The 25,281-nt window shown below is 63.8% G+C and carries 26 protein-coding genes and 1 tRNA gene; 15 read left to right on the plus strand and 12 right to left on the minus strand.

All coding sequences use genetic code 11. From position 1 onward, the window contains the following. The first annotated feature begins 28 nt into the window (after positions 1–28). From AC58NV_RS14680 to AC58NV_RS14710, 7 genes are all read left to right on the plus strand, one after another. Positions 29–643, plus strand: coding sequence for a ribonuclease D (locus AC58NV_RS14680; protein WP_497227786.1), 615 nt, complete (start codon positions 29–31; stop codon positions 641–643). Then, positions 640–1,608, plus strand: a complete 969-nt coding sequence (locus AC58NV_RS14685; RefSeq protein ID WP_497227787.1) for a KpsF/GutQ family sugar-phosphate isomerase — start codon at positions 640–642, stop codon at positions 1,606–1,608. The genes AC58NV_RS14680 and AC58NV_RS14685 overlap by 4 nt, the downstream gene beginning before the upstream one ends. Positions 1,609–1,630: 22 nt before the next feature. Beyond that, positions 1,631–2,230, plus strand: coding sequence for an LPS export ABC transporter periplasmic protein LptC (gene lptC, locus AC58NV_RS14690; protein WP_366660248.1), 600 nt, complete (start codon positions 1,631–1,633; stop codon positions 2,228–2,230). A 63-nt stretch (positions 2,231–2,293) separates the two neighbouring features. Beyond that, entirely contained in the window at positions 2,294–2,746 is a 453-nt protein-coding gene (locus AC58NV_RS14695) for an LptA/OstA family protein (RefSeq protein WP_366660249.1), read from the plus strand. Beyond that, positions 2,746–3,504, plus strand: coding sequence for an LPS export ABC transporter ATP-binding protein (gene lptB, locus AC58NV_RS14700; protein ID WP_497227788.1), 759 nt, complete (start codon positions 2,746–2,748; stop codon positions 3,502–3,504). The genes AC58NV_RS14695 and lptB overlap by 1 nt, the downstream gene beginning before the upstream one ends. Before the next feature lie 270 nt (positions 3,505–3,774). After that, a complete protein-coding gene (gene hpf, locus AC58NV_RS14705) occupies positions 3,775–4,332 on the plus strand; it encodes a ribosome hibernation-promoting factor, HPF/YfiA family (protein WP_366660251.1) in 558 nt (185 codons plus the stop codon). 52 nt (positions 4,333–4,384) lie between these two features. Then, complete coding sequence (locus AC58NV_RS14710) at positions 4,385–4,849, plus strand: PTS sugar transporter subunit IIA (RefSeq protein ID WP_019297586.1); 465 nt, start codon at positions 4,385–4,387, stop codon at positions 4,847–4,849. 198 nt (positions 4,850–5,047) lie between these two features. On the opposite strand, the gene AC58NV_RS14715 is transcribed toward AC58NV_RS14710, so the two are convergent. The 8 genes from AC58NV_RS14715 to cysQ all read right to left on the minus strand — a co-directional run bounded on the left by AC58NV_RS14715 (position 5,048) and on the right by cysQ (position 14,112). Continuing rightward, a complete protein-coding gene (locus AC58NV_RS14715; RefSeq protein WP_497227789.1) occupies positions 5,048–6,484 on the minus strand; it encodes a sulfotransferase family 2 domain-containing protein in 1,437 nt (478 codons plus the stop codon). Positions 6,485–6,490: 6 nt separating this feature from the next. Beyond that, on the minus strand, positions 6,491–8,191 hold the full coding sequence (locus AC58NV_RS14720; RefSeq protein WP_497227790.1) for a DUF5927 domain-containing protein: 1,701 nt from the start codon (positions 8,189–8,191) through the stop codon (positions 6,491–6,493). Then, on the minus strand, positions 8,188–9,174 hold the full coding sequence (locus AC58NV_RS14725) for a glycosyltransferase family 2 protein (RefSeq protein WP_497228151.1): 987 nt from the start codon (positions 9,172–9,174) through the stop codon (positions 8,188–8,190). Before AC58NV_RS14725 ends, AC58NV_RS14720 begins: the two co-directional genes overlap by 4 nt. 194 nt (positions 9,175–9,368) lie before the next feature. Then, the gene (locus AC58NV_RS14730; RefSeq protein ID WP_497227791.1) at positions 9,369–10,409 is read right to left on the minus strand and encodes a glycosyltransferase family 2 protein; all 1,041 of its coding nucleotides are present in this window, start codon (positions 10,407–10,409) and stop codon (positions 9,369–9,371) included. 2 nt (positions 10,410–10,411) lie between these two features. Further along, positions 10,412–11,395 (minus strand): UDP-glucose 4-epimerase GalE, encoded by a 984-nt coding sequence (gene galE, locus AC58NV_RS14735; RefSeq protein WP_497227792.1) that lies wholly within the window; start codon positions 11,393–11,395, stop codon positions 10,412–10,414. 47 nt (positions 11,396–11,442) lie between these two features. Next, positions 11,443–12,336: a UTP--glucose-1-phosphate uridylyltransferase GalU gene (gene galU / locus AC58NV_RS14740; protein WP_497227793.1), complete on the minus strand. Its 894-nt coding sequence runs from the start codon at positions 12,334–12,336 to the stop codon at positions 11,443–11,445. Between the two features lie 178 nt (positions 12,337–12,514). Beyond that, positions 12,515–13,315: a 3-deoxy-manno-octulosonate cytidylyltransferase gene (locus AC58NV_RS14745; RefSeq protein WP_497227794.1), complete on the minus strand. Its 801-nt coding sequence runs from the start codon at positions 13,313–13,315 to the stop codon at positions 12,515–12,517. Further along, positions 13,315–14,112 (minus strand): 3'(2'),5'-bisphosphate nucleotidase CysQ, encoded by a 798-nt coding sequence (gene cysQ / locus AC58NV_RS14750; RefSeq protein ID WP_497227795.1) that lies wholly within the window; start codon positions 14,110–14,112, stop codon positions 13,315–13,317. Before cysQ ends, AC58NV_RS14745 begins: the two co-directional genes overlap by 1 nt. Before the next feature lie 112 nt (positions 14,113–14,224). Here cysQ and AC58NV_RS14755 point away from each other — a divergent pair, with 112 nt between their 5' ends. Both AC58NV_RS14755 and AC58NV_RS14760 read left to right on the plus strand, forming a co-directional pair. Continuing rightward, complete coding sequence (locus AC58NV_RS14755; RefSeq protein WP_497227796.1) at positions 14,225–15,046, plus strand: ABC transporter permease; 822 nt, start codon at positions 14,225–14,227, stop codon at positions 15,044–15,046. Positions 15,047–15,084: 38 nt separating this feature from the next. Next, positions 15,085–15,687, plus strand: coding sequence for an SH3 domain-containing protein (locus AC58NV_RS14760; RefSeq protein WP_497227797.1), 603 nt, complete (start codon positions 15,085–15,087; stop codon positions 15,685–15,687). A gap of 72 nt (positions 15,688–15,759) precedes the next feature. Here the strand turns inward: AC58NV_RS14760 and AC58NV_RS14765 are convergent, their stop codons facing one another. Then, complete coding sequence (locus AC58NV_RS14765; RefSeq protein ID WP_497227798.1) at positions 15,760–16,362, minus strand: alpha-ketoglutarate-dependent dioxygenase AlkB family protein; 603 nt, start codon at positions 16,360–16,362, stop codon at positions 15,760–15,762. A 214-nt stretch (positions 16,363–16,576) separates the two neighbouring features. On the opposite strand from AC58NV_RS14765, the gene dnaK reads away from it, so the two are divergent. The 3 genes from dnaK (at position 16,577) to radC (ending at position 20,786) form a co-directional block, all read left to right on the plus strand. Next, positions 16,577–18,499 (plus strand): molecular chaperone DnaK, encoded by a 1,923-nt coding sequence (dnaK, locus tag AC58NV_RS14770; RefSeq protein WP_497227799.1) that lies wholly within the window; start codon positions 16,577–16,579, stop codon positions 18,497–18,499. 77 nt (positions 18,500–18,576) lie between these two features. Beyond that, positions 18,577–19,737 (plus strand): molecular chaperone DnaJ, encoded by a 1,161-nt coding sequence (gene dnaJ / locus AC58NV_RS14775; RefSeq protein ID WP_497227800.1) that lies wholly within the window; start codon positions 18,577–18,579, stop codon positions 19,735–19,737. 284 nt (positions 19,738–20,021) lie between these two features. Next, positions 20,022–20,786, plus strand: coding sequence for a RadC family protein (gene radC / locus AC58NV_RS14780; protein ID WP_497227801.1), 765 nt, complete (start codon positions 20,022–20,024; stop codon positions 20,784–20,786). Between the two features lie 38 nt (positions 20,787–20,824). On the opposite strand, the gene AC58NV_RS14785 is transcribed toward radC, so the two are convergent. Further along, positions 20,825–20,900: transfer RNA gene (locus tag AC58NV_RS14785), tRNA-Lys, on the minus strand. 187 nt (positions 20,901–21,087) lie between these two features. Between AC58NV_RS14785 and dapF the strand changes: the two genes are divergently transcribed. Both dapF and mtaB read left to right on the plus strand, forming a co-directional pair. Continuing rightward, positions 21,088–21,930 carry a diaminopimelate epimerase gene (dapF, locus tag AC58NV_RS14790; RefSeq protein WP_497227802.1) on the plus strand — a complete coding sequence of 281 codons (843 nt, stop codon included), beginning with the start codon at positions 21,088–21,090 and terminating at the stop codon, positions 21,928–21,930. After that, a complete protein-coding gene (gene mtaB, locus AC58NV_RS14795; RefSeq protein ID WP_497227803.1) occupies positions 21,927–23,189 on the plus strand; it encodes a tRNA (N(6)-L-threonylcarbamoyladenosine(37)-C(2))-methylthiotransferase MtaB in 1,263 nt (420 codons plus the stop codon). Before dapF ends, mtaB begins: the two co-directional genes overlap by 4 nt. 17 nt (positions 23,190–23,206) lie before the next feature. Here mtaB and AC58NV_RS14800 read toward each other — a convergent pair whose 3' ends face one another. Continuing rightward, positions 23,207–23,620 carry a nuclear transport factor 2 family protein gene (locus tag AC58NV_RS14800; RefSeq protein ID WP_222503749.1) on the minus strand — a complete coding sequence of 138 codons (414 nt, stop codon included), beginning with the start codon at positions 23,618–23,620 and terminating at the stop codon, positions 23,207–23,209. Between the two features lie 337 nt (positions 23,621–23,957). Between AC58NV_RS14800 and AC58NV_RS14805 the strand changes: the two genes are divergently transcribed. Beyond that, positions 23,958–24,395 (plus strand): glyoxalase superfamily protein, encoded by a 438-nt coding sequence (locus AC58NV_RS14805; protein WP_497227804.1) that lies wholly within the window; start codon positions 23,958–23,960, stop codon positions 24,393–24,395. A 90-nt stretch (positions 24,396–24,485) separates the two neighbouring features. On the opposite strand, the gene AC58NV_RS14810 is transcribed toward AC58NV_RS14805, so the two are convergent. Then, positions 24,486–25,271: a cytochrome c1 gene (locus AC58NV_RS14810; RefSeq protein ID WP_174145134.1), complete on the minus strand. Its 786-nt coding sequence runs from the start codon at positions 25,269–25,271 to the stop codon at positions 24,486–24,488. Between the last annotated feature and the right edge of the window lie 10 nt (positions 25,272–25,281).

The raw sequence follows: 25,281 nt of genomic DNA on the forward strand, positions 1-25,281 counted from the left end.
CCGCGATCATAATCAAAAGGGACTTTCAGTGGCCAATCACCTGTACAAGAACGACCTGCCGGACGGGCTGGACCTCGGACCCGTTGTCGCCATCGATTGCGAAACCATGGGGCTCAATCCGCACCGAGACCGGCTCTGCGTGATCCAGATGTCGGGCGGCGACGGCAATGCCCATATCGTGCAGGTAGAGAAGGGCCAGACCGCAGCCCCCAACTTGTGCCGGATGCTGGAAGATCCCAACGTGCTGAAACTCTTCCATTTCGGCCGCTTCGACATCGCGGCGATGCACCACGCCTTCGGCGCCCTGGCCGCGCCGGTTTACTGCACCAAGATCGCCAGCCGCCTGGTGCGCACCTATACCGACCGCCACGGCCTCAAGAACCTGACCCAGGAACTGATTGGCATTGACATCTCCAAACAGCAGCAGATGAGCGACTGGGGCGCCGAAGAACTGACCGAGGCGCAGCTAGATTACGCGGCCTCGGACGTTCTGCACCTGCACAAGCTGCGCGCGGCACTGGACAAGCGCCTGGCCCGCGAAGGCCGCACTGAAATGGCCCAGGCCTGTTTCGAATTCCTCCCCACGCGCGCCAAGCTGGACCTTGCCGGCTGGCCCGAAACGGACATCTTTGCCCACTCATGACCGATACAGAAAAATTCCTCGTCACCGCGCGGCAGGTGATCACCGATGAGGCCAAGGCGCTGAACACCCTGGCCGAGAGCCTGGACGAGCGCTTTTCCGAAGCGGTGCAGCTGATCCTTGAGGCCACGGGCCGCATCATCGTCAGCGGCATCGGCAAATCCGGCCACATCGGCCACAAGATTGCGGCGACTCTCGCCTCCACCGGCACCCCAGCTTATTTCGTGCACCCGGCTGAGGCCAGCCACGGCGATCTGGGGATGCTGTCGGACGGCGATGTGGTGCTGGCGATCTCCAACTCTGGCGAGGCGCCGGAACTGGCCAACCTGCTGGCCTTCACACGACGGTTCGGGATTCCGCTGATCGGGCTGTCCAGCAAGATGGACAGCACGCTGATGAAGCAAGCGGACGTCCATCTGCAGATCCCTTCGATGGGCGAGGCCTGCGGCTTTGGTATGGTGCCTTCCATTTCCACCACGCTGACCCTGGCGATGGGCGACGCGATGGCCATTGCGCTGATGAAGCACCGCGATTTCCGCCCGGAAAACTTCCGCGACTTTCACCCGGGCGGCAAGCTCGGCGCCCAGCTCAGCAAGGTGCGCGACCTGATGCACGCGGATGACGCGCTGCCGCTGGTGTCCGAGACCACCCCGATGGCAGACGCCCTGATCGAAATCAGCCAGAAAGGATTTGGCGTGGCCGGCGTTGCTGCCGCCGATGGTTCGCTGGCAGGCATCATCACCGACGGCGACCTGCGGCGCCACATGGACGGGCTGCTGGACAAGACCGCGGCCGAGGTGATGACCACCGGCCCCGCCACCATCGCCCCCGGCGCCATGGCGCAAGAGGCCGTCGCGGTGATGAACCAGCGCAAGATCACCTGCCTGTTCGTGGTCGATCCGGACAACGGCCAAAAGGCCGAAGGCCTTCTCCACATCCACGACTGCCTGCGCGCAGGACTGGGCTGACACGGGGACCTGGGAGCATAGCATGGACAGCCATTCCAGAGCCGTCGCCTACCTCAAGGTGCTGCTGCCGCTGGCAGCCCTGGTCTTGCTGTCGACCCTGTTCCTGATCTCCCGCGGCGTGAACACCGATGCGGTGATCCCCTTTGCGCAAAGGGATATCGAGGACCGGATGAAAGGCCAGCAGGTCACCGCGCCGTTCTTTTCCGGCACCACCGCACAGGGCGACGAAATCATGGTCACCGCCGCTCTGGCCCGCCCCGGCGGCGAAGGCGCCCCGGCGGTTGCCAGCGACCTCTCGGCAGAGTTCCGGCTGGCTGAGGGCGGCAGGATCACCCTTGCCTCCGAAACCGGTGCCATCCACCCCGGCCAGGACATGGCGCGCTTTACCGGCCATGTGACCATCACCTCCGCGGATGGCCTGGTTGTCGAGACCGAAGAGCTGAACACCGCCCTCAGCGGGCTTGAGGCCAGCAGCCCCGGTCCGGTGCGCGCAACAGGCGCAATCGGCAAGCTGACCGCAGGTAACATGCAGATCAGTGCAAAAACCGAAGGCGGTCCGGTCCATATGCTGTTCAAAAACGGGGTGAAGCTGCTATATGAACCTCAGCAACCGGAAAGATAACCTGTGTCCTATTTGCGCGCATTGATTTTCTGCCTGCCGCTCGCGGTGTTTCCTGGCCTCGCAATGGCACAAACGGCCTCCGTTGCCTTTGGCGCGGTCAAGGCCGACCCCAGCCAGCCGGTTGAGGTGACTGCCGACAATCTGGCCGTCAACCAGACCGATGGCTCCGCTGAATTCACCGGCAATGTCCTGATCGTGCAAGGCATCATGCGGCTCTCTGCCGACAAGGTTCTGGTGATCTACAAGACGGCAGGCGAAAGCGGCGGCAAGGCCGGCATCGAACGGCTGGAAGCGACTGGCAACGTGCTGCTGGTCAGCGGCCCGGATGCCGCCGAGGCTCAACGCGCTGAATACACCATCGACCGCGGCACCATCGTGATGACCGGCAATGTGCTGCTGAATCAGGAGAACGGCACCTTGGCTTCGAACCGGCTGGAGGTGAATCTCACCTCGGGCACCGCCCGCATGGCCGGCCGGGTGAAAACCATCCTCAATGCGAACGGCGGCAGCAACTGATGGCGAAACCGGATCTGACTGTCACCGAGGGCTCCTCCGGGCTGCGCATCGAACGGCTGCGCAAATCCTACCGCAAGAAGGTGGTGATCCGGGACGTTTCCATGTCCCTGAACCGCGGCGAGGTGGTGGCGCTGCTCGGCCCCAACGGCTCCGGCAAGACTACCAGTTTCTATGCCATTGCCGGGCTGGTGTTCCCCGAAGCGGGCACCGTCAGCATTGACGGCCAGAACGTCACCGGCCTGCCGATGTACCGCCGCGCGCGGCTCGGCATCGGCTATCTGCCGCAGGAGATGTCGATCTTCCGCGGGCTGTCGGTGGAAGACAACATCTCCGCCGTTCTGGATATCTCGCAAAAGCACGAGCACAAGCGCCGCGAACGGCTGGAGGAACTGCTGTCAGATTTCTCGATCGAGCACCTGCGCCGCGCCCCTGCGCTGGCGCTCTCGGGCGGTGAACGCCGGCGGGTGGAAATCGCCCGCTGCCTGGCTGCCGACCCCAAATACCTGCTGCTCGACGAACCCTTTGCCGGGGTTGACCCGATCTCAGTCGGCGACATCCGCCATCTGGTTGCCGACCTCAAGAAACGCGGCATCGGGGTGCTGATCACCGACCACAACGTGCGCGAAACACTGGAGATCGTCGACCGTGCCTATATCCTGCATGACGGCCAGGTTCTGATGTCCGGCAGCCCCTGTGAAGTGGTGGAAAACGAGAACGTCCGCCGTGTCTACCTGGGTGATAACTTCCGCATTTCCTGACCCCTTGCACGCCTTCCGCCGGCTGCAGAAAACCGCCGGAGACCCCAGTTTCTTTTTCCGGTTATCCATTGACTCTCCCGCTGTCTTGCCGTCGAATTGACCTATGGCATACGCGCAGTCCGATGCAGTCCGAACAACAGCCTTGGCGACAAGGCCCGAACGGATGCAACCGGACCGCTGGCCTGCCCCCCGGTTCCGGACCTGACGTGACACTGCCAAGGATTTGCCTTGGCGGCGGGCCCGGCCGCAATAATTTGTGAAGGAGATCACATGCGTTACAAAATCAGCGGCAAACAGATCGACATCGGCGAAGCTCTGCAGGTTCATGTGCAGAACGAGCTCGGTTCGGCCGTTCAGAAATACGCCGAACGGCCCACCGACGCGACTGTGGTCTTTTCCCGTTCGGCGCATGAATATGTGTGTGAAGCCACCGTCCATCTGTCGACCGGGCTGAGTGCTCAGGCAAAAGCCCACGAAACCGAAATCTATGCGGCCTTCGACGCCTGCTGCGAGAAGATGGAAAAGCAGCTGCGCCGCTACAAGCGCCGCCTGAAGGATCACCATAAGGACCGCAGCGAGCCGGTTGAACATCTTGGCGCCAACTCGTATATCCTCGCCTCTGAGGAAGCGGATTCCGAGCCGGACTCGCTGCAGCCGATCATCGTCGCCGAAATGGAGACCCGTATCCCCTCCCTGTCTGTCGGGGAAGCGGTGATGCAGATGGAGCTGGCGGGCGCCCCGGTGCTGGTTTTCCGCAATGAAGGCAAAGACGGATTGAATGTGGTCTACCGCCGCGACGACGGCAACATCGGCTGGATCGATCCGTAAACACACCTAAGGCATCGGCGCCCCCCAAGGGGCGCCGGAACGGAGCAGACACATGCAGATTTCCAGCATCCTCAAGCCAGAGGCCGTCCGGGTAATCGGAGCGGTCTCAAGCAAGAAGCGCTTGTTTCAAGAAATCGCAGAGGTCGCTCAATCCGCCTACGGCCTGGATGCCCAGCCCACACTCGAAGCGCTGCTGGACCGTGAAAGCCTCGGTCCCACTGGTGTCGGCCACGGCGTGGCTCTTCCGCATGCCCGGCTCGACACCATCAGCGAGGTCTGCGGCACATTCCTGATCTTGGAAAAACCGCTGGATTTTGGCGCGGTTGACCGTCAGCCGGTGGACATCGCATTTGCCCTGTTTGCCCCCGAAGACGCCGGTGTCGAACACCTGAAGGCGCTGGCGCTGGTGTCGCGCACCCTGCGGGAGCAGAGCTTCTGCACCAAGCTGCGTGCCAATCACGACCCGGCCACGCTCTACACCATCCTGACAGAAGGCCAGTCCGTCCAGGCGGCCTGAGGCACGGGCATCGACGATGCCACGGCCCCGGCGCGCAACAGCGGCCGCAGGGTATGTGTTCTTGAAAACCGGCACCGCCGCCGCAACAAGCCCGCGCCGCACGCCGTGCGGCGCCAGGCCCAAGGCCCTTCCGGCTGTTCAGACCGCTGAACATCCGGCGGGCGCGGGAGCGCTGAGTTTGCAGCGGGAACGGAAGGGTCAGCCCTGCCGCCAGGGCCCGAAACCAAAGGCCAGGTAATCGCGCTGATAGACCGAGGCGGTCAGCGCCTCCAGCTCCGCATCATAGATATCCGCCAGCGCAAACGGCATCTCCGGTTCTGCTTCCGGCACCGCCCCAGGCTCCATCCGGCCCAGCTTGCGGGCCAGCGCGGGCAAGTCCTCGCCCATTTCATCCTCGCGGATCAGCAGATCCGGCGGGCCAAGCTCGGCAAACCCGGCAAGCGCCTGACTCTGCGTGGCCCATTCCGCATCCAGCCGGACCGAGGTCTGCCCCGCCAGGCTGGCCCGGACAAACTCCAGAAACCCCGCAAACGCCTCCCGGTGCTGCGCCCGGGAATAGCCCGCATCCGGTCCCTCCTCCGGCAACGGCAGGCCGAACTGCCGCCGCAACGTGTTGCGGATCTGACGGTAGCTGCCCTCGCCCGCATTCAGGATCCGGCGGCAGAACACTGCGTGCGCCCGCGCCGCCGGGTGGCGCAGGACGCTAAAGCTGCGGAACCCCTTGTTGCCGCGTTTCCACTGGCGCAGCTGCTTCTGGTTCATCCCCTGGATCAGCCCTTCCGGCGCCACACGGTCCAGTCCGGCCATCCATTGCACCACCTCCGCCTCCGGCCCGCCCTTCAGCGGCAGATACAGCAGCGGCGTTGCCACCCCGGCCACATAACCCGGTACCGCCGGGCCGCGCCGCGGCTCGAAGTTCGGCGTCCGGGTCAGGTTGAACCGGTCCAGGCCCGCCAGCGCCTCCTGCATCTCGTCCGGGTTGGCCACCTTGGCCAGCATCGGCGCCGGGTTCTGCCGCTTGAGGCTTCCGTCCAGCGCCTCCAGCTGCTGGGAGACGCCCAGCCAGCGGGCCAGCCCGTTCATCACCTCAACGCTCTGCAGATCCTCGTAGGCCACATAAAACGCCGTCTGCCCCAGCGCCTGCAGCCGGTTCAGCAGGGTGATCTGGAAGTCCTGCAAAGCCCCGACATGGGCGGCGAACTCCGCCGCATCAAACCGCGCCTTGGCATCCTTGCGCCGCTTCACATTGGTCAGTTTCCACTGGCCGGTTTCCTTGGCGATTTTCCAGGACACATAGCTATCGAGCGGATTGCGGGTCAGGATGATCTTGGCGCAGCGCGGATCCTCCAGCATCAGGTCCAGCACCCGCGGGTCATGGTCGTGGAAATAGCGGAAGCCGCCAAGCACGTTCGGTTCCGCCTTGATCTTCTGAATCAGCCGCTCAGGATCCGCTTCCCGCATCGACCTGGTCACACCCAGGATATCCGTGCTGTTCGGATAGCCGATGAAATGCGGGTTGAAGGCCTCGCCATGACAGGTCAGCCCGTCAAAGGCATTCAGGTTGGTCTCCAGGAAATTGGAGCCGGTCCGCATTTCTGCAAAGACGGCAAAGTAATCAAAGGAAGAGGAAGACATCAGGGATTATCGCACCAGATAGGGTTTACGCTGCGGCTTGGACGGGCTGGCAGGGCTTTGCCCGGCCGGGAAGTCCCCCATCAGATAGGGATGCATGCCCTGGTTCTTCAGATTCTGCAGGAACTGCCCGAAGCCTTCAAGATCCGTCATTCTCGGTGCTTCGCCCAGGTGCCGCGCAGCCAGTGGGCCGATTTCGTCCACGATGGTCTGCAACGGCTCCATCGGCGCTTCCACAAATTCCGCCATGGTCCAGATCCGCACCCGTGCCTTGGTCCATTGCGAGCGCAGGATCTGCAGCTGCTCGGCCTCGCGCTGCTGCAGCCTGGCAGCCTCCTGGCGCAGCTCCGCGAAACCGCGGCTGGACTTGAACAGCGGGATCGCCCAGGCGCCGCTGATCACTGAAACCTGGGCATTGTTGTCCCGCGCCACCAGCCAGTTCACGGCCTGATTGTCCCGCGGCCCGAACTGAAAACACTGGCGCTCGCCGCGGGTGTTCCAGATCAGGCTGGTCAGAAAGCTCTCCGGGTTATAGTCGCGCACCTTGGCGCTGCCATTCAGGCAGCCGTTCACCTGGCTCTGATTTTCGCAGAACTCAGCCCCCTCCGGCGCAAAGATATGGCCGTGCACCCGAGCGCCGGTTGTGCGGGCCAGCCAGGGTTCGAAATCCTCAAACAGCTCGGTGAATCCCTGCAGCACAGAATAGGGGCTGGCAGTGACCCCGTTCCCGGCCCCATGGCCGGGAAACCGGCTCTGCATGTAGAGGCCCGGCCGCCCGCGGGTGCGCCGCTCCACCGCCTTGGCAAAAATCCTGTCGATCTTGCCAGGGGTCGGCTCGGTCCGCTTCATCGCGCCGGCCGGATCAGCCAGGAAGGCCTGATAGAGCCGCTCCGCATGCGGCCAGATCTTGCGGGCGACAAAGCAGTCGGACCGGCGCAGGAGCTGCAGATGGTCGTCGTAGAAAATATGCGGCTTGCCCTGAAAATCGAACTTGCTCAGCGTCAGGGAGCGGCTCTCGATATTGCTGGAATACTGCCGCACCAAGGTTTGGAAGTAGCTTTCGTCCGGGATCCACACCTTGCGGAAATAGGCATCGTAAACCGGACGCTCCGGGTCCTGCAGGATCGCCGACAGTGTCTTGCGGGTCAGGCACCACCACTGGCTGCCCATATGCGGCACCAGCCCGACAGGGATCCGCCGCTTGATGCGCAGCTTGCGCTGCAGGTCCACGTAGCGGTCGAACAGGTAGCGGTGCCGCTTCCACGAAAACGGAAAGCGCAGCGTGAAACGCTCATGGCTGAGGCCGCCGACAATCCAGGGCACATCCGCGGTGGTGGCGCTTTCGATGAAATCGGTATTCGGGCGCGCGGCCAGATAGCCGGCCAGTTCCTGCACCGGCCTCAGCGGCAGGCAGGAGCCCGAGGCCAGATAGACATGGCGCACGTCCGGAAACTCCGCCAGCATCACCTCCGACGCCGATTGCGAGGCGGCGACGATGCCCCAGGTGCCCCATTCGCAGCGGTGGCGGGCGGAAAAGCGCACCAGCGGGTTGCCCTCCAGCGACTGGCGGAAGCGGGTGAACCTCTCGCGGCTGACATTGCGGTCCACATGCAGCACCACCGGGCAGCCGCTGGCGGTCCAGTGGCGCACCACCTGGGCCGCCCGCTCCAGCGCCGTATGCACCAGCATGACAACCCCGACCGCGCTCATGCCCAGTTCCCCTTGGACATCAGCCCCAGGATCTCAAGCTGGCGCCAGTTGATGTATTTCTCGCTCCACTTGCACCACAGCTCCGGCTGCTCCGCCAGCTTCGCGGCATAGGCCTTGTACTCCGCAGACCCGCCGTAATGCTGGCCGCGCACCAGCTCCTCCGCGGCCTTGGCGGTGAAGGTATCCAGGAACTTGGTGTGCAGCAGCGCGCCGCTGGCCTTTTCGCCGCCATCACTTTCATAAACCTGGTTCAGCCCGCGCGGCAGCAGCGCGTGGGTGGAGCTGGCATAGGCATAGCGTCGGTGCCATTTGACCAGCGGGATCTTGTTCAGCGCCGGCGCTTTCTTGGGCTGATCGGCAAAGAACACCCGCGCCCGCGGGCCGCCCTGAATCCACAGGTTGCCGTACTCGGGGTTGCGGCTGATGGTGTAATTGCCGCTGTCGAACCAATGGGCGATCTCCAGCGGGTTCTGCCCGGCCTGATACGGCACTTCGCTGATCCGGCCCTTGGGATAGACATCCAGCAGCATCGCCGAAAAGCTGCGGATCGCCGAATTGTCCAGCCAGTCGGTCAGCGCCCGGATCGGCCTTGTGTCGCAGAACGGGTAGATAAAGAACTCATCCGGATCGACCACCAGCACCCAGTGCCCATGCGCGTATTTGCGCTTGAGGTAGTTCATCCAGTCGATGCCGTATCCGGCGCGTTTGTAGCTGGCGATGGTGTGCCACAGCGACACATCTTCCATCCCGCGCAGGTAGTCGGCTGTGCCGTCGGTGGAGCCATTGTCCACGAACAGGAAATGGTTGATGCCCATGCCGCGGTAGTACTGCAGGAAATACGGCAGCCGGATCTGCTCGTTGCGCATGGTGCAGACCAGCAGGATATCCCCGGGGCGGATGGTGCGGGTGTTGTCCTGAACGGGCGACAGCTCACCGGATTTGCGCACCGCGCGCACAAGCCGCCGCTTGCGCCGCAACCGCATCCGGTAAGAATCCCAAAGCCCCACGATTACTCCAAACCACTGTCCCAGGAGCGCCCCGCCCGGCCAGTCCGCCAAGGACCTGTTCCGGGCTTCCGCGCAATATGTCACGCGCACAGTCTATTAACAACGGATTTAGAAACAGTTACGCGGGCGTACGGCGCCCCTGCAACAGTCAGCAGGATCCCGCCCCTGCGTCACCATTCCAGCGGTGTCATCAACCCCAGTGCCGCCAGCTGCTCCGGGCCGCGGTACCGCACAGACCCGGCATGCCACATATCCGGCGCTTCGATGATCCGGTCATAGTACCCCCCGAACAGCTGCGGTGTGTGAAAATGCTGCTGCCGCTGCTTTTCGGCTGCCGATTTGGCAACAATCTCTGGCAAAAACTTCGTGTGCAGCAGCACGCCGGAAGGTGCGGCACCGCCCGGCCCGTCATACAGCCCGTTCAGCCGCCGCGGCAGCAGTGAATGGGTTGAATTGACATAGGCATAGCGCCGGCTCCAGCGGACCAGCGGCAGCTTGTTCAGCGTCGGTGACCGCTCCGGTTCCTGCGGGAAAAACACGCGCTCCCGCACGCCGCCCTGCACCCAAAGATTGCCCATCGGCTGCTGCCGCACCGAGCGGTATGGTCCGGCATCGAACCACTCCAGCACTTCGCACGGATCCTGTCCCGGCGCATAGCTCTGCGCCCCCAGCGGTCCCTTGGGATACAGATCCAGCATCAGCGCACCAAAGCCGTCGCGCCCCTCCTGCTCCAGCCGCTGCGTCAGCGCGCCGAGCCCGTGATCCTCCATGCCGGAATAAACCAGAAGCTCATCCGCATCCACGGTCAGGCACCAGCGCCCGTGGCCGTACCGGATAAGCAGCCAGCCCAGCCAATCGAGGCCAAACCGCGTGTCCCGGTAACTGCCTTCAGTGCGCCACAGCGAGACATCCGGCTGCTCCGCCAGCAGCTCTGCACTGCCGTCATCGCTGGTGTTGTCCACCAACAGGAAATGCGCGGCCCCCAGCCGCCGGTAATGCTCCAGGAAATAGGGCAGCCGGGTGATCTCGTTGCGCAGTACGGCAAAGACTAGAACACCGTCCCCGGGGATCTGCCGGGTCCGGTCCGCCAGTTTCTGCATCTGGCGGCGCGCGCGCAGGGCCCGCCACAGCATCCGCCGCCGCTTCCACCGCATCCGGTAGGCCCCGGTCAGGCCCAAAGGCGGCAGATCTGGGGCGGCGGGCCTGGTCATTGTCAGCGCTCGTAGTGGCCTGTCTTGTGCCATTTCCAGGCGTCAGCGATCATCGTTTCCAGGCTGGACCGGCGCGGCTCCCAGCCCAGATCGGTGACCGCGCGGGTGGAGCCAGACACCAGCTTGGTGCAGTCGCCGGCCCGGCGCGGGCCCGTGGTGCAGGGTACTTTCTGCCCGGTCACGGTTTCCGCCTTGTCCATCACCTCGCGCACCGAGAAGCCCGAGCCGGTGCCCAGGTTGAACACCTGGCTGCCGTTGCCGTCCTCCAGCCATTTCAGGCCCAGCACATGCGCGTCCACCAGGTCGCAGACATGCACATAGTCGCGGATGCAGGTGCCGTCCGGGGTGTCGTAGTCGGTGCCAAAAATGGTCAGCGCGTCACGCTTTCCCGCAACCGCATCCAGTACCAGCGGCACCAGATGGGTCTCAGGGCGGTGGAACTCACCGACTTCCGCCTCGGGGTCGGCACCCGCCACGTTGAAATAGCGGAAGATCACCGACCGCAGACCGTGCGCGGCGCCGAAATCCTTGAGGATATCCTCCACCGCCCGCTTGGACGCGCCATAGGCATTCAGCGGCAGCTGCGGGGTGTTTTCGTCCAGCACCACATTGTCGTGCTCGCCATAGGTGGCGCAGGTCGAGGAGAACACGAAATCCAGGCATCCCGCCGCCACCGCGGCCTCGATCAGGTTCAGCGACCCGCCGGTGTTGTTGGCCCAGTAGCGGCCCGGCTCGCTCATCGCTTCGCCCACCTGGCTGAGGGCAGCGAAGTGCATCACCGCGGCCGGCTGGTACTTGGCAAACACCTCATCCAGCCGCGCGCGGTCGTTCAGGTCGCCCTGCTCGAAGGGGCCGAATTTCACCGCGTCCTGCCAGCCGGTCACCAGGTTGTCATAGGTCACGGGCGTATAGCCCGCCGCCTTCAGCGCTTTGCAGGCGTGCGAGCCGATGTATCCGGCACCGCCGGTCACAAGGATATTGGTCACTGTCTCTGCCCCATGCTGGGCCGCCCCCGGGAAGGGCGGCCAGTTGGTCACTGCGCGGCCTTGCCGACCTGCGTGATCTCGGTGATGTAGCTCATCAGGTCATCGCGCAGCTCATCCCGCGCCAGCGCAAAGGCCACGGTGGCCTGCAGGAAACCCGCCTTGGAGCCGCAATCGAATCGCTGCCCGTTGAAACGGTAGCCGTAAACCGGCACGTCCTGGGCAATATCCTCGGCAATCGCATCGGTCAGCTGGATCTCGCCGCCTGCGCCCTGCTTCATTTTGTTGAGGTTCTTCAGAACCGACGGCGCCAAGATATAACGGCCGATCACCGCCAGGTTCGACGGCGCCTCTTCGGCTTTCGGCTTTTCCACCATGCCGTTGGCGGAAACCACCCGGCCCATGTCGTCCTTCACGTCGAGCACACCGTAAGACGAGGTCTTCTCCGGCGGCACTTCCATCGCCGCAACCATGTTGCCGCCGGTTTCCTCATAGGCTTCGACCATCTGCTGCAGACAGGGCTTTTCAGCCGCGATCACATCATCCGGCAGGATCACCGCAAAGGGTTCGTTAGCGATCAGGCGCCGGGCGCACCAGACCGCGTGGCCCAGGCCCAGCGCCTTATGCTGCCGCAGATAGGCAATAGCACCGGATTCCATGTCGGTGCTCTTGAGGATCTCCAGAAGCTCGTCCTTGCCCTTCTTGCGCAGCTCCTGTTCCAGAACCGGCGAATGGTCGAAATAATCTTCCAGCGCGCCCTTGCCGCGCGAGGTGACAAAGATGAACTCCTTGATCCCGGCGGCGCGCGCCTCGTCGATGGCGTATTGCACAAGCGGCCGGTCGACCAGGGTCATGATTTCTTTCGGTACGGATTTGGTTGCCGGCAGGAACCGGGTTCCCAGGCCAGCGACGGGAAAAATCGCCTTGGTTACTTTTTTACGCATGCTGTTCTCTCTGTACTCAAATTCCGGCCTGGACGCCTGCACCTGCATGAGACGCAGCGAAGCTGACGCGCATCATACCCGGCGGTCTCCAATAAATTGTAAAGCAACTGCTCGCTGCCCCCTGCCGCCGCACTTTGGCGGCAGCCCGATTGTTCCGTTTCTCGTTACCATACTGCACTCATTCGTGCCCCATCTTCTTCATCATGGCTTCCAGCCGCGGCACATCTTCCGGGTTGTTCAGCTCCCAGAATTCGCGGCCGCGCGCCTCGACCTCAACACACAGCACCTTGCGCCCGTTTTCCAGAAACCGCAGCTGCTCCAGCCCTTCGAGCTGTTCCAGCGGGCCTGTATCCCAATCAGGATACGCTGCCAAGGCATCCGGGCGGTAGGCATAGACACCAACATGGTGAAAGACCGGCGTGTTTTCGCCATCCCCGTAGGCATGCCCGCAATAGGGCACCAACTCCTTGGAGAAATAGAGCGCACTGTGGTCCGCGGCAAATACTGCCGTGGTGCCGCCGACCCGGCCTTCTTTCCGGTCCGCCAGCAGGCTGTTCAGCGTTTCGCCGTTGCAGCGCAGCACCGGCGTTGCCAGCCCCATGCCAGGGGCCGCCTTAAGCCCGGCCACCAGATCTTCGACAAACCAGTGCGGGGTCAGCGGCGCATCGCCCTGCAGGTTCACCACGATCTCATAGCCGCCGCCCAGTGCTGCATGGGCCTCTGCGCAGCGCTCGGTGCCGTTGGCGCAGGATTCCGAGGTCATCACCACCTCGGCGCCAAAACCCTCCGCGGCCTGTTTGATGCGATCGTCATCCGTGGCCACAACCACCCGGTCCACACCCTGAACCGAGCAGGCCGCCCGCCAGGAGCGCTCCACCAGCGAGCGTTTTTCACCGGTGGCGCCGGTCAGCGGCACCAGCGGCTTGCCGGGATAGCGGGTCGAGGCATAGCGGGCGGGAATGACGATCAGGACGGACATCAGGCTTCCTTCAGCTCCACAGCCGGAGCATAGGCGATAAAGAACGGGTTCGCGTAGCCTTCCTTACCGTATTTCAGCGGGGAATGATCGTCAAAACGCACCACTTTGCCGCCAGCGCCCGCGAGCACCGCATGACCCGCGGCGGTGTCCCACTCCATGGTGCGGCCGACACGCGGGTAGATATCCGCCTCGCCAGTGGCCACCAGGCAGAACTTCAGCGAGGAACCCGCGCTCTTGCTGTCTTTAACGCTGTATTTGTTGATGTAGTCATCAGTGGCCTGATCGCGGTGCGATTTCGATGCCACCACCATCAGCGCGGAATTGTCGCTGTCGGCCACCCGGATCGGGCGGGTCTCGCCGATGGTTTCCGGATCGAAGGCGCCGGTTTCCTCCACCGCGCTGCCATCGGCCAGGGTGAAGAACATCCGCTGCCGCGCCGGCGCATAAACCACGCCGCGGGTCGGCACGCCCTTTTCCACCAGCGCGATGTTCACCGTGAAATCGCCGCGGCGGTGGATGAATTCCTTGGTGCCGTCCAGCGGGTCGACGATCAGGAAGGTGTCGCCGCGCTCCTTGTGCGAGGCAGCCTGCTCCTCGGTGACCAGCATCATATCCGGGAAGGCCGCCCGCAGGCCGGCAGAGATCAGCGCATCCGCGGCTTCATCCGCTGCGGTCACCGGGCTGTCATCGGATTTCACCTTCACGTCGAAATCGTCGGAATTGTAGATCTCCATGATCTTCGCACCGGCTTCGATGGCCAGGCGGCGGATCACGGGCACCAGGTCGTCATAGGTCACTTGGATCTCCCCAACACGGGTTTAATTGAAAATTTGCCTCCCGCCCCTTATGATGCGCGGACAGCAGAACGGCAAGCAGCCGCATCAGATAAGGGCAGAGAACGCAGGTCTCATGTTTCAGCAGCGCACGCAGCAATCCTGGTTGTCCGGATTTCTCTCCCTGAGCGAAGTGGTGTTCCATTCCGCCGTGCGCAGCGTCCGCTCCAAGCACAACAACGCCTTCATCGCTCTCGGCCTGAACCTGATGCAGACAATTCTGTTCGTGGCTGCCTTCTATGTGATGTTTGCGGTTCTGGGGCTGCGCGGTTCGGCCATCCGCGGCGATTTCCTTCTCTATGTGATGTCCGGCGTTTACCTGTTCATGGTGCACACCAAGACCGTCAGCGCCGTTGCCGGCGCGGAAGGCCCCAGCAGCCCGATGATGCAGCACGCCCCGATGAACACGATGGTTGCCCTGCTGTCTGCCGCCATCGGCGCGCTCTATATACAGGTTCTGTCGCTGATCATCATCCTGTTTGCCTATCACGTCGCCTACACGCCCGTGCATATCGAAGAACCCATCCCCGCCTTCGGCATGGTGCTGCTGGCCTGGATCACCGGGTTCGGTGTGGGGCTTGTCTTCCTGGTGCTGAAGCCCTGGGCGCCGAGCTTGGTCAGCATCCTGATGATGATCTACCAGCGGGCCAACATGATTGCCTCGGGCAAGATGTTCCTGGCCAACACGCTGCCCAGCTTCATGCTGGCGATGTTCGACTGGAACCCGCTGTTTCACTGCATCGACCAGGCCCGGGGCTTCGTGTTCATCAACTACAACCCGCATTTCAGCTCCTGGCAATACGCCGCCTGGATTGCTCTGGTGCTGATCGTGGTCGGCCTGATGGGCGAGTTTTACACCCGCCGCCATGTCTCCCTCAGCTGGAATGCGCGGCGGTGAGAACGTGCCTTGCAGCCGCTCTGCTTTGGCTGGCCTCTTTGGCCCTCTCGGCAGCTGCACAGGAGTTTCCTGCGCTTCACAGCGTCACCGGTGTTGCGGCGGATGACGTGCTCAATATCCGCAGCGCCCCTGCCGCCAGCTCTGAAATAATCGCCGCTCTGGCGCCGGATCAGACCGGAGTGGAGGTGGTGCGGGCCGACGCCAGCGGCAAATGGGGCCTGGTGAACACCGGCGAGCGCTCAGGCTGGGCCGCCCTGCGGTTTCTGGCCCGCGAACCCCGGGACAACTGGCGCAAGGCGCAGAGTCAGGCTTTGGAGTGCTTCGGCACCGAACCCTTCTGGGCCCTCACCCTGGATCAGGCGCCAAACCTGAAAACGCTGGACGGGCCGGATACCCCCTTCACGCTGCTGGCGCGCAAGCCGGCAACCGGCCACAGCGGAAAATCCGGTTTTCACGCTGTCAGCTGGGCTGACAGCACATTGTCCAGCCCCGAGCCGATGAGCCTCTCCGGAACCCTCACCGCGCAGCAATGCTCGGACGGCATGTCGGACAGAACCTATGGCATATCGATCGACCTGCTGCGGCTACGCGGCGCTGGCGGGCTGGACGTCCTGACCGGCTGCTGCTCGCTTCGTCCTTAAGCGTCCGGCCCAGGACTTTTACTCAAAAGTCTTGGCAAAAGTTTTTCGTAGAACTTTTGCGCCCCGCCAGCGTCACGTCACCACTCTGAGCGTCAGGTTGATCCGCCCGCCCTTGGGCAGCAGCCGCGAGGATTTGAACCGGATCCGGTCCACCCCGTGATACGTCAGCCGCGCCTCGCCGCCCATCACCACCGCATCACCCGAGCTCAGCCAGACCGATTCCGTCCTGCCGCCGCGGGTCCGGTTGCCGATCCGGAACAACCCGTCATCCCCAAGGGAGATCGACACCACGGGATAGGAGAAATCCGCTTCGTCCTTGTCCTGATGCAGCCCCATCCGCGCACCCTCGCCGTAGTAGTTCAGCAGGCAGCACTCCGGCTGCCGCGCCAGACCGGTCAGCTCCGCCCAGACCGCCAGCACCTCCGCCGGGATCGCAGGCCACGCGCGCCCCGCGGGGTGCGCCTCCGCATAGCGGTAGCCCTTGGCATCCGAATACCAGCCGAACCGCCCGGCCGAGGTCATCCGCACCGACATCTGCCCGCCGCCGGGCACCGTGGGCGAAAACAGCGGCGCCGCCTTCAGCACCGGCCGCAACGCCTCGATCAGCGCCGCCTGCCGGGCCGCATCCAGATACCCCTTGTGAACCTCGAATCCGCGCACCCGCAGCAGGGTCATTGCCGTTCATCCATCCTTAACCAAGCCCCTTGCAAAAAAGCGCATTGATTCACGCCTCCGGGCGTGCCTGAGCGCTTGCAGGGCCGTTTTCACGTCCCTATATACGCCGGGACGCGGCAAGGTGCAGACCAAACCGCAAAACAATCGGGGCCGGGATGCCGCAACGGGTTCAGGCCTCGGGTAATCGCCTTGAGTAGTAATAAGGGATCGAAAAATGAGCAAAGTTATCGGCATCGACCTGGGTACCACCAACTCCTGCGTGGCCATCATGGATGGCTCCCAGCCCCGCGTGATTGAAAACGCCGAGGGCGCGCGCACCACCCCGTCGATCGTTGCCTTCACCGACGACGAGCGCCTAGTCGGCCAGCCGGCCAAACGCCAGGCCGTCACCAACCCCGACAACACCGTGTTCGGCGTCAAGCGCCTGATCGGCCGCCGGTTCGACGACCCGGCCGTCGCCAAAGACAAGAAGATGGTGCCGTTCTCCATCGTCAACGGCGGCAACGGCGACGCATGGGTCGAAGCCAAGGGTGAGAAATACTCCCCGTCGCAAATCTCCGCCTTCACCCTGGGCAAGATGAAGGAAACCGCGGAATCCTACCTGGGCGAGGAAGTCACCCAGGCGGTGATCACCGTGCCTGCCTACTTCAACGACGCCCAGCGTCAGGCCACCAAGGACGCCGGCAAGATCGCCGGCCTCGAAGTGCTGCGCATCATCAACGAGCCGACCGCGGCTGCGCTGGCCTACGGCCTCGACAAGGAAGACACCCAGACCATCGCCGTCTATGACCTCGGCGGCGGCACCTTCGACGTCACCATCCTGGAAATCGACGACGGCCTGTTCGAAGTGAAGTCGACCAACGGCGACACCTTCCTGGGCGGCGAAGACTTCGACATGCGCATCGTCAACTACCTGGCGGATGAGTTCAAAAAGGAAAACGGCGTCGACCTGTCCAAGGACAAGATGGCCCTGCAGCGCCTGAAAGAGGCCGCTGAAAAAGCCAAGATCGAGCTGTCCTCCACCTCGCAGACCGAGATCAACCAGCCGTTCATCTCGATGGACCCGTCCTCGGGCCAGCCGCTGCACATGGTGATGAAGCTGACCCGCGCCAAGCTGGAAAGCCTGGTCTCCGACCTGATCAAGCGTTCGATGGACCCCTGCAAGGCGGCCCTCAAGGACGCGGGCCTGTCGGCTGGCGACATTGACGAGGTGGTTCTGGTCGGCGGTATGACCCGGATGCCGAAAGTCATCGAGGAAGTCTCCAAGTTCTTCGGCAAGGAGCCGCACAAGGGCGTGAACCCGGATGAAGTGGTTGCCATGGGCGCCGCCATCCAGGCCGGCGTTCTGCAGGGCGACGTCAAGGACGTGGTGCTGCTCGACGTGACCCCGCTGTCCCTGGGCATCGAGACCCTGGGCGGCGTGTTCACCCGCCTGATCGACCGCAACACCACCATCCCGACCAAGAAGAGCCAGGTGTTCTCGACCGCGGAAGACAACCAGAACGCCGTGACCATCCGCGTGTTCCAGGGCGAGCGTGAAATGGCGGCCGACAACAAGATGCTCGGCCAGTTCAACCTCGAAGAAATCCCGCCGGCACCGCGCGGCATGCCGCAGATCGAAGTGACCTTCGACATCGACGCCAACGGCATCGTGTCGGTCGGCGCCAAGGACAAGGCGACCGGCAAGGAACAGCAGATCACCATCCAGGCCTCCGGCGGCCTGTCCGACGACGACATCGAAAAGATGGTCAAGGACGCCGAAGCCAACGCCGAGGCGGACAAGGAACGCCGCGAACTGGTGGAAGCCAAGAACCAGGCAGAATCGCTGATCCACTCGACCGAGAAATCGGTGGAAGAGCATGGCGACAAGGTCGACCCGTCCACCATCGAGGTGATCGAGCTGGCCGTGGCCGCGCTGAAGGACGATCTGGAAAACGAGAAATCGACCGCCGAGAAGATCAAATCCGGCATCCAGAACGTGACCGAAGCCGCCATGAAGCTGGGCGAGGCGATCTACAAGGCGCAAGCTGAAGAAGGCGGCAACGACGAACCGGCAGCCGCTGACGAATCCGCAGGCCCCGGCGACGACGACATAGTTGACGCTGAATTCGAAGACCTGGACGACGACAAGCGCTAACGCCTGACCACTCAGGCCAAGGCGGGCCGGTCCGACCCCGGACCGGCCCATTTTCGTTGAGGCAGATGGGGTAACCGATGTCAAAACGTGACTATTACGACGTTCTGGGCGTGGCCAAAGGCGCCAGCGCAGACGAAATCAAAAAAGGCTTCCGCAAGAAAGCCAAGGAACTGCACCCCGACCGGAACAAGGACAATCCGGACGCCGAGGCGCAGTTCAAGGAAGCCAACGAGGCTTACGACGTCCTGAAGGACGCCGACAAGAAGGCGGCCTATGACCGCTTCGGGCATGCCGCCTTTGAAAACGGCATGGGCGGCGGCGGCCCGCGCGGCGGCGGCCAGGGCTTTGGCGGCGGCGATTTCTCCTCCGCCTTCTCCGACGTGTTCGACGACCTGTTCGGCGACTTCATGGGCGGCCAGCGCGGCGGTGCCGGCGGACGCCAGCGGGCGTCGCGCGGCGCCGACCTGCGCTACAACCTGCGCGTCTCGCTCGAGGACGCCTTTGGCGGGCTGCACAAGACCATCAAGGTCCCGGCCTCGGTCTCCTGCACCGCCTGCGAGGGCACCGGCGCCGAAGGCGGCGTCGAGCCCACCACCTGCCCGACCTGCTCCGGCATGGGCAAGGTCCGCGCGCAGCAGGGCTTCTTCACCGTTGAACGCACCTGCCCGACCTGCTCGGGCCTGGGCCAGATCATCAAGAACCCGTGCAAATCCTGCCACGGCCACGGCCGCGTGGAAAAAGACCGCTCGCTGTCGGTGAACATCCCGGCAGGCGTGGAAACCGGCACCCGCATCCGCCTGGCTGGCGAAGGCGAAGCCGGCCTGCGCGGCGGCCCGCCGGGCGATCTCTACATCTTTGTCGAGGTTGGCCCGCACAAGCTGTTTGAGCGCGACGGCAACAACCTCTACTGCCGGGTGCCGGTCAGCATGGCCAAGGCGGCGCTTGGCGGCTCCATTGAGGTGCCGACCATCGACGGCGGCCGCGGCCGGGTGCAGATCCCCGAGGGCAGCCAGTCCGGCCGCCAGATGCGCCTGCGCGGCAAGGGCATGCCGGCGCTGCGCGGCGGCGGCACCGGCGACATGTTCATCGAACTGGCGGTGGAAACCCCGATGAACCTCACCACCCGCCAGAAGGAGCTTCTGCGCGAGTTTGAGGACATCTCCGAGGAAAACACCAACCCCGAATCCCGCAGCTTCTTCTCCTCGGTGAAAAGCTTCTGGGATGGGATGAAGGGGTGAGCGCCGTCTAGGAAACCGTCCGGGGGACGGTTTCAGGCGCGAACGGGCAGAGCCCCGGCACATTGCTTCAAACGACTCGGTCAAAAGCGCCCCCAACCCGGGGCGCTTTTCCTTTGCGCATCCTTTACGCAATCCCCAGCCCAGACGCCCCACGCTGCACCACGGCGGTGCACAGAGGGTGTACAGGGGGTGTACGCCTGTCACCCCCCTGCTGCCGCTCCTCCGCCGCTCTCGCACGGCAGCCATTAACACTTCCTCAACCAAGATGGCGGCACCATGGCGCCATGGCACAGGACCCCGCCTTCGAGGACGTCTCCCTGCCGCTGTTCCCCGGCAGCGAGGAGGCCTCTGCGGCCCCGCTCTCCCCTGGCCGCCTGCCCTCCTACATCAAGGACCACCGCGCCCGCCTGCGCGAGCGTTTCATGGCTGGCGGCGCCGCCGCGATGCCCGATTACGAGCTGCTGGAACTGGTCCTGTTCCGCTCCATCCCTCGCCGCGACGTGAAACCGCTGGCGCGCCAACTGCTTGATACCTTTGGGGATTTCAACCGCGTGGTGACCGCCCCGCCGGAACGGCTGGCGCAGGTCAAGGGCATCGGCGACGCGGTGATCACCGACCTCAAGGTGCTGGAGGCCGCCGCCCACCGCATGGCCCGCGCCCGGGTGATGCGGCGCCAGGTGATCTCCGGCTGGGACGCGCTCTTGGACTATTGCCACACCACCATGGCCCACCGCGAAACCGAACAGTTCCGCATCCTGTTCCTGGACCGCAAGAACGCCCTGATCGCCGACGAGGAACAGGCCCGCGGCACCGTCGACCACGTGCCCGTATACCCCCGAGAGGTCGCCAAACGCGCCCTAGAACTCAACGCCAGCGCCTTGATTCTGGTGCATAATCACCCGTCCGGAGACCCCACCCCGTCCGACAGCGATATCGGCATGACGGACCAGATCCGGGCCGCATTGACCGCACTGGGAATCACCCTGCACGACCATCTGATTATCGGAAAATCCGCGGAACTCAGCTTCCGCGCCCAGGGCTACTTGTAGCGGTTTCGCGTCTCATCATCAGCGGTTTTTGGAGGAAGTGGTGAGCCGTGCAGGATTCGAACCTGCGACCCACTGATTAAAAGTCAGTTGCTCTACCAACTGAGCTAACGGCCCACTTCTTCGTCGCGGTCTAAGTGTTTTTCCCAGAAGGTTCAAGCACTTATTTCGCTTTGGTCCGGCGCGGCGGTGTGTGTCACGCTGTCCCGATAGGCGGCGTATCTAGGGGGAGTAGCGCAGGGGGTCAACCCCTTTTTTCAACTTTTCTCACCGAAGGCTGGATTCATCTCCACGCCGGGTCTATATGCCCGCCATGAGCACCTCGGCAAACATAAAAATCCCCTTCATGAAGATGCACGGGCTGGGCAACGACTTCGTTGTTGTCGACGCGCGCGAGCAGGACATTGCCATCACCCCGGCGATGGCCAAGGGAATCGCCCACCGCCAGTTCGGCGTCGGCTTCGACCAGCTGACGGTGATTTCGAACGGCAAGGGCGACGCGCATCTGACCTTCTACAATGCCGACGGTTCCACCTCTGCAGCTTGCGGCAATGCCACCCGCTGCATTGCCCGCCACCTGATCGTGGAAACCGGAAAATCCGAACTGCACCTGACCACCGACCGCGGTGATCTCTATGCCCGCGACGCCGGCAACGGGCTCACTTCCGTCAACATGGGCGCGCCGCAGCTGGACTGGCAGGACATTCCCCTGGCCGAGGAAACGGACACGCTGGAGCTGCCGATCGAGGGCGGCCCCACTGCCACCGGAATGGGCAACCCTCACTGCACCTTCTTTGTTGAGGACGCTGAGGTCATTCCGCTGGAAGAATTCGGCCAGCGTTATGAGCACCACCCGCTCTACCCGCAGCGCACCAACGTGCAGGTCGCCCAGGTGACCGGCCCCGACCGCATCCGCATGCGCGTGTGGGAGCGCGGTGTGGGGGTGACACTGGCGTCCGGCTCCTCCTCCTGCGCAACCGCCGTTGCAGCCGCCCGGCGCGGGCTGACGGGCCGCAAGGTGCAGATCGACCTGGACGGCGGCACCCTGTGGATCGACTGGGCCGAGGACGGCGTCTGGATGACCGGGCCGACCATGCATGTGTTCGACGGCACCTTCACCCGCGAGTTCCTGGAGTCGCTGGTATGAGCGTGCCCAAGTTCACCACCCTCGGCTGCCGCCTGAACGCCTATGAGACCGAGGCGATGAAGGAGCTGAGCCAGCAGGCGGGTCTGGAGAACGCCGTGGTGGTCAACACCTGCGCGGTGACCGCCGAGGCCGTGCGCAAGGCGCGCCAGGAGATCCGCAAGCTGCGCCGGGAAAACCCGGAGGCACCGATCATCGTGACCGGCTGCGCCGCCCAGACGGAGCCGGAAACCTTTGCCGCAATGGAAGAGGTCACCCGCGTCATCGGCAACACTGAAAAGATGCAGCCGGCGACCTGGCAGCAGATCGCCAAGGGGCCGGATTTCATTGGCACCACGGAAAAGGTCCAAGTCGACGACATCATGTCGGTGACGGAAACCGCAGGCCATCTGATCGACGGCTTCGGCACCCGCAGCCGCGCCTATGTGCAGGTCCAGAACGGCTGCGACCACCGCTGCACCTTTTGCATCATCCCCTATGGCCGCGGCAACTCCCGCTCGGTCCCGGCAGGCGTGGTGATCGACCAGATCAAGCGGCTGGTGGACAGGGGCTATAACGAGGTGGTTCTCACGGGCGTAGACCTCACCTCCTGGGGCGCTGATCTGCCCGCACAGCCCCGCCTCGGCGACCTGGTGATGCGGATCCTGAAACTGGTGCCGGACCTGCCGCGGCTGCGCATCTCCTCAATCGATTCGATTGAGGCGGATGAAAACCTGATGCAGGCGATTGCCACCGAGCCGCGGCTGATGCCGCATCTGCATTTGTCTCTGCAGCACGGCGACGACCTGATCTTGAAACGCATGGCCCGGCGCCACCTGCGCGACGACGCCATCGCGTTTTGCGAGGAGGCCCGCCGCCTGCGCCCGGAGATGACATTCGGCGCCGACATCATCGCCGGTTTCCCGACCGAGTCTGACGCGCATTTCGAGAACTCGCTGAAGCTGGTCACCGACTGCGATCTGACCTGGCTGCACGTCTTCCCATATTCCAAGCGCGAGGGCACCCCGGCTGCAAAGATCCCGAACCAGGTGAACGGCAATGTGATCAAGGAGCGCGCCGCCCGCCTGCGCGCGGCTGGCGATGCCCAGGTTGAACGCCACCTGGCGGCGCAGATCGGCAAGACCCACCGCATCCTGATGGAAAATCCGCATATGGGCCGCACCGAGCAGTTCACCGAGGTGGCGTTTGCGGCACCGCAGGAGGAAGGCCGGATCGTCACCGCCGCCATTTCCGGCGTGGAGGGCGGCCAGCTGACAGCCTGACCTGCTCCCCAGGCCAGCTAGCAGGTTGACGCGGCGACCGACGCAGAATCGTAGAATTCATGCAGTTCGCAGATGCGCCCGCCGCGGAACCGGCAGACAAGGACAATGGGAGTTTCCACGCGCTTGCCAGTGGCCTTGCAGGTCCAGGCCGTCGTGCCCAGGCCGACAACCCGGTCGCCTTCAGAGACTGTCTCCTCTAGGGTCCAATGCTCCATTTCAAAGGCGTTGGTCAATTCGGCCAGGTAGCTGTGCATCTGCTCCCGGCCGTTCCGCGCCGAACTGAAATTGATGCCATGCTGCCCCTCCCCCATGGACCGTAGGCACATATCCTCGCTGGTGTACTCGTCCCACATAGCCAGATCTCCGGCCTTGCAGTCGTTCCAGCGCGCCATCGCTTCGCGCAAGATATCCGCATTCGATTGTCCGGGCATTGCAACTCTCCCCACTCGTTAAATACAACTCATAAATGTTGCGATGCTGTTGCCGGGTCCGTCAAGCGTGTCAATGGCGTGTCGCGCGGGGTGCCAAACAGCACACTGAAACGGAGTGGCACAGGCGCCACTGCCGTGCCAGCCCCGGGCTTGAAGGATTTGCGCCCTAGCTCTTGCTGCGTTATCACCATACCAGGGTCCCGGGTACCTGCCGCTCGCGGCCTCTGGCCATGGTGAAATCCGGACAAGGTATATCCTGACGCCTGGGTGCACGCCCGGACAGCAACGCGAGCCCTGTCTGCAACGACTTTTGCACCCTTTTGCGAAAGGTACATCCATGCAGACGAACTCTGCCCTTCCTTCTGTTGCGCAGCTCAAGGCCGAAGCGCGGCTGCTGCGCAAGCATTCCGAGGCCCAGGGCCAGCCCATTCCCCACAGCACCGCCCTGGAGCGTGTCGCCCAGTATTACGGTTTCCGCGACTGGAACACGCTGCACGCCCGCGCCTCCAACGCACTGGAGCTGCAAGTGGGGATGCGGGTCGAGGGCCGCTATCTGGGCCAGCCCTTCACCGGCTATGTGCACGGGCTGGCCGCCTGCGGCAGCAGCGGCCACCGGCGGATCACGCTGCAGTTCGACACCCCGGTGGACGTGGTCCAGTTCGACAGCTTCTCGTCCTGGCGCCACCGGGTGTCCGCGGTCATCAATGCCGAGGACCGCTCGCCGCAGAAGACCTCCAACGGCCTGCCGCATCTGACGGTCAGCCCGCTGGCGTAGGTTGCCGCGCCGCGCCCTCAGCAACGAAAAACCCCCGCAAGAAGCTCTTGCGGGGGTTTCTTTATTCAGCGCTGTGCCAGCCGCCAGGGATCAGTGCTTGCCCTTGTGCGGCGCCCACAGGCGCTTGTTGGTCAGGTACAGCATCACCGACAGCAGGGTCAGGAACAGCACGCCGACAAAACCGGCCTGCTTGCGGGCCATCATCTTGGGCTCGGCGGTCCACATCAGGAAGGCCGCGACGTCCTGCGACATGGCGTCCACGTCGTTGGCGTGGCCGTCGGCAAATTCCACCTGCTCATCCGACAGCGGCGGCGCCATCGAAATCCAGCCGCCCGGGAAGGCGGTGTTTTCATAGAAGGTGGTGCCTGCTTCTTCCTTGGTCTCACCGGTGTAGCCGGCCAGCAGCGAGGCGATGTATTCGGCACCGCCCATGCCCTTGAACAGCTGGTTCAGACCCAGGCCGTAGGGGCCATGGAAGCCCGCGCGCGCCTTGGCCATCATGCTGAGGTCCGGGGCGCCGGCGTTGTTGTTCTCCGGGAAGTGGTCGACCGGCTTGGCCGGGCGGTCCTCATCCAGTTCCGGATCGTAGACGCTGAAGTTGTCAGCCGCGTAGGCCCGTACCTGATCTTCCGGCATCTGCGGGCCGCCCTCGTCGGACAGGGTGCGGATCGGCACCAGCTTCAGCCCGTGGCAGGCTGCGCAGACTTCGGTGTAGATTTGCAGGCCGCGCTGCAGCTGGTTGCGGTCGTAGGTGCCGAAGGGACCCTCAAAGGAGAAGTCGTAATCTTCGACATGGCCCGCCCCGCCTGCTGCGTAGGACGCAGCAGGGATCATGGCCAGAGCGAAGGCGGCACCGGTTGCCAGTTTCTTGAACATTGCTAGGTGT

The sequence above is a fragment of the Leisingera sp. ANG49 genome (assembly GCF_059694505.1).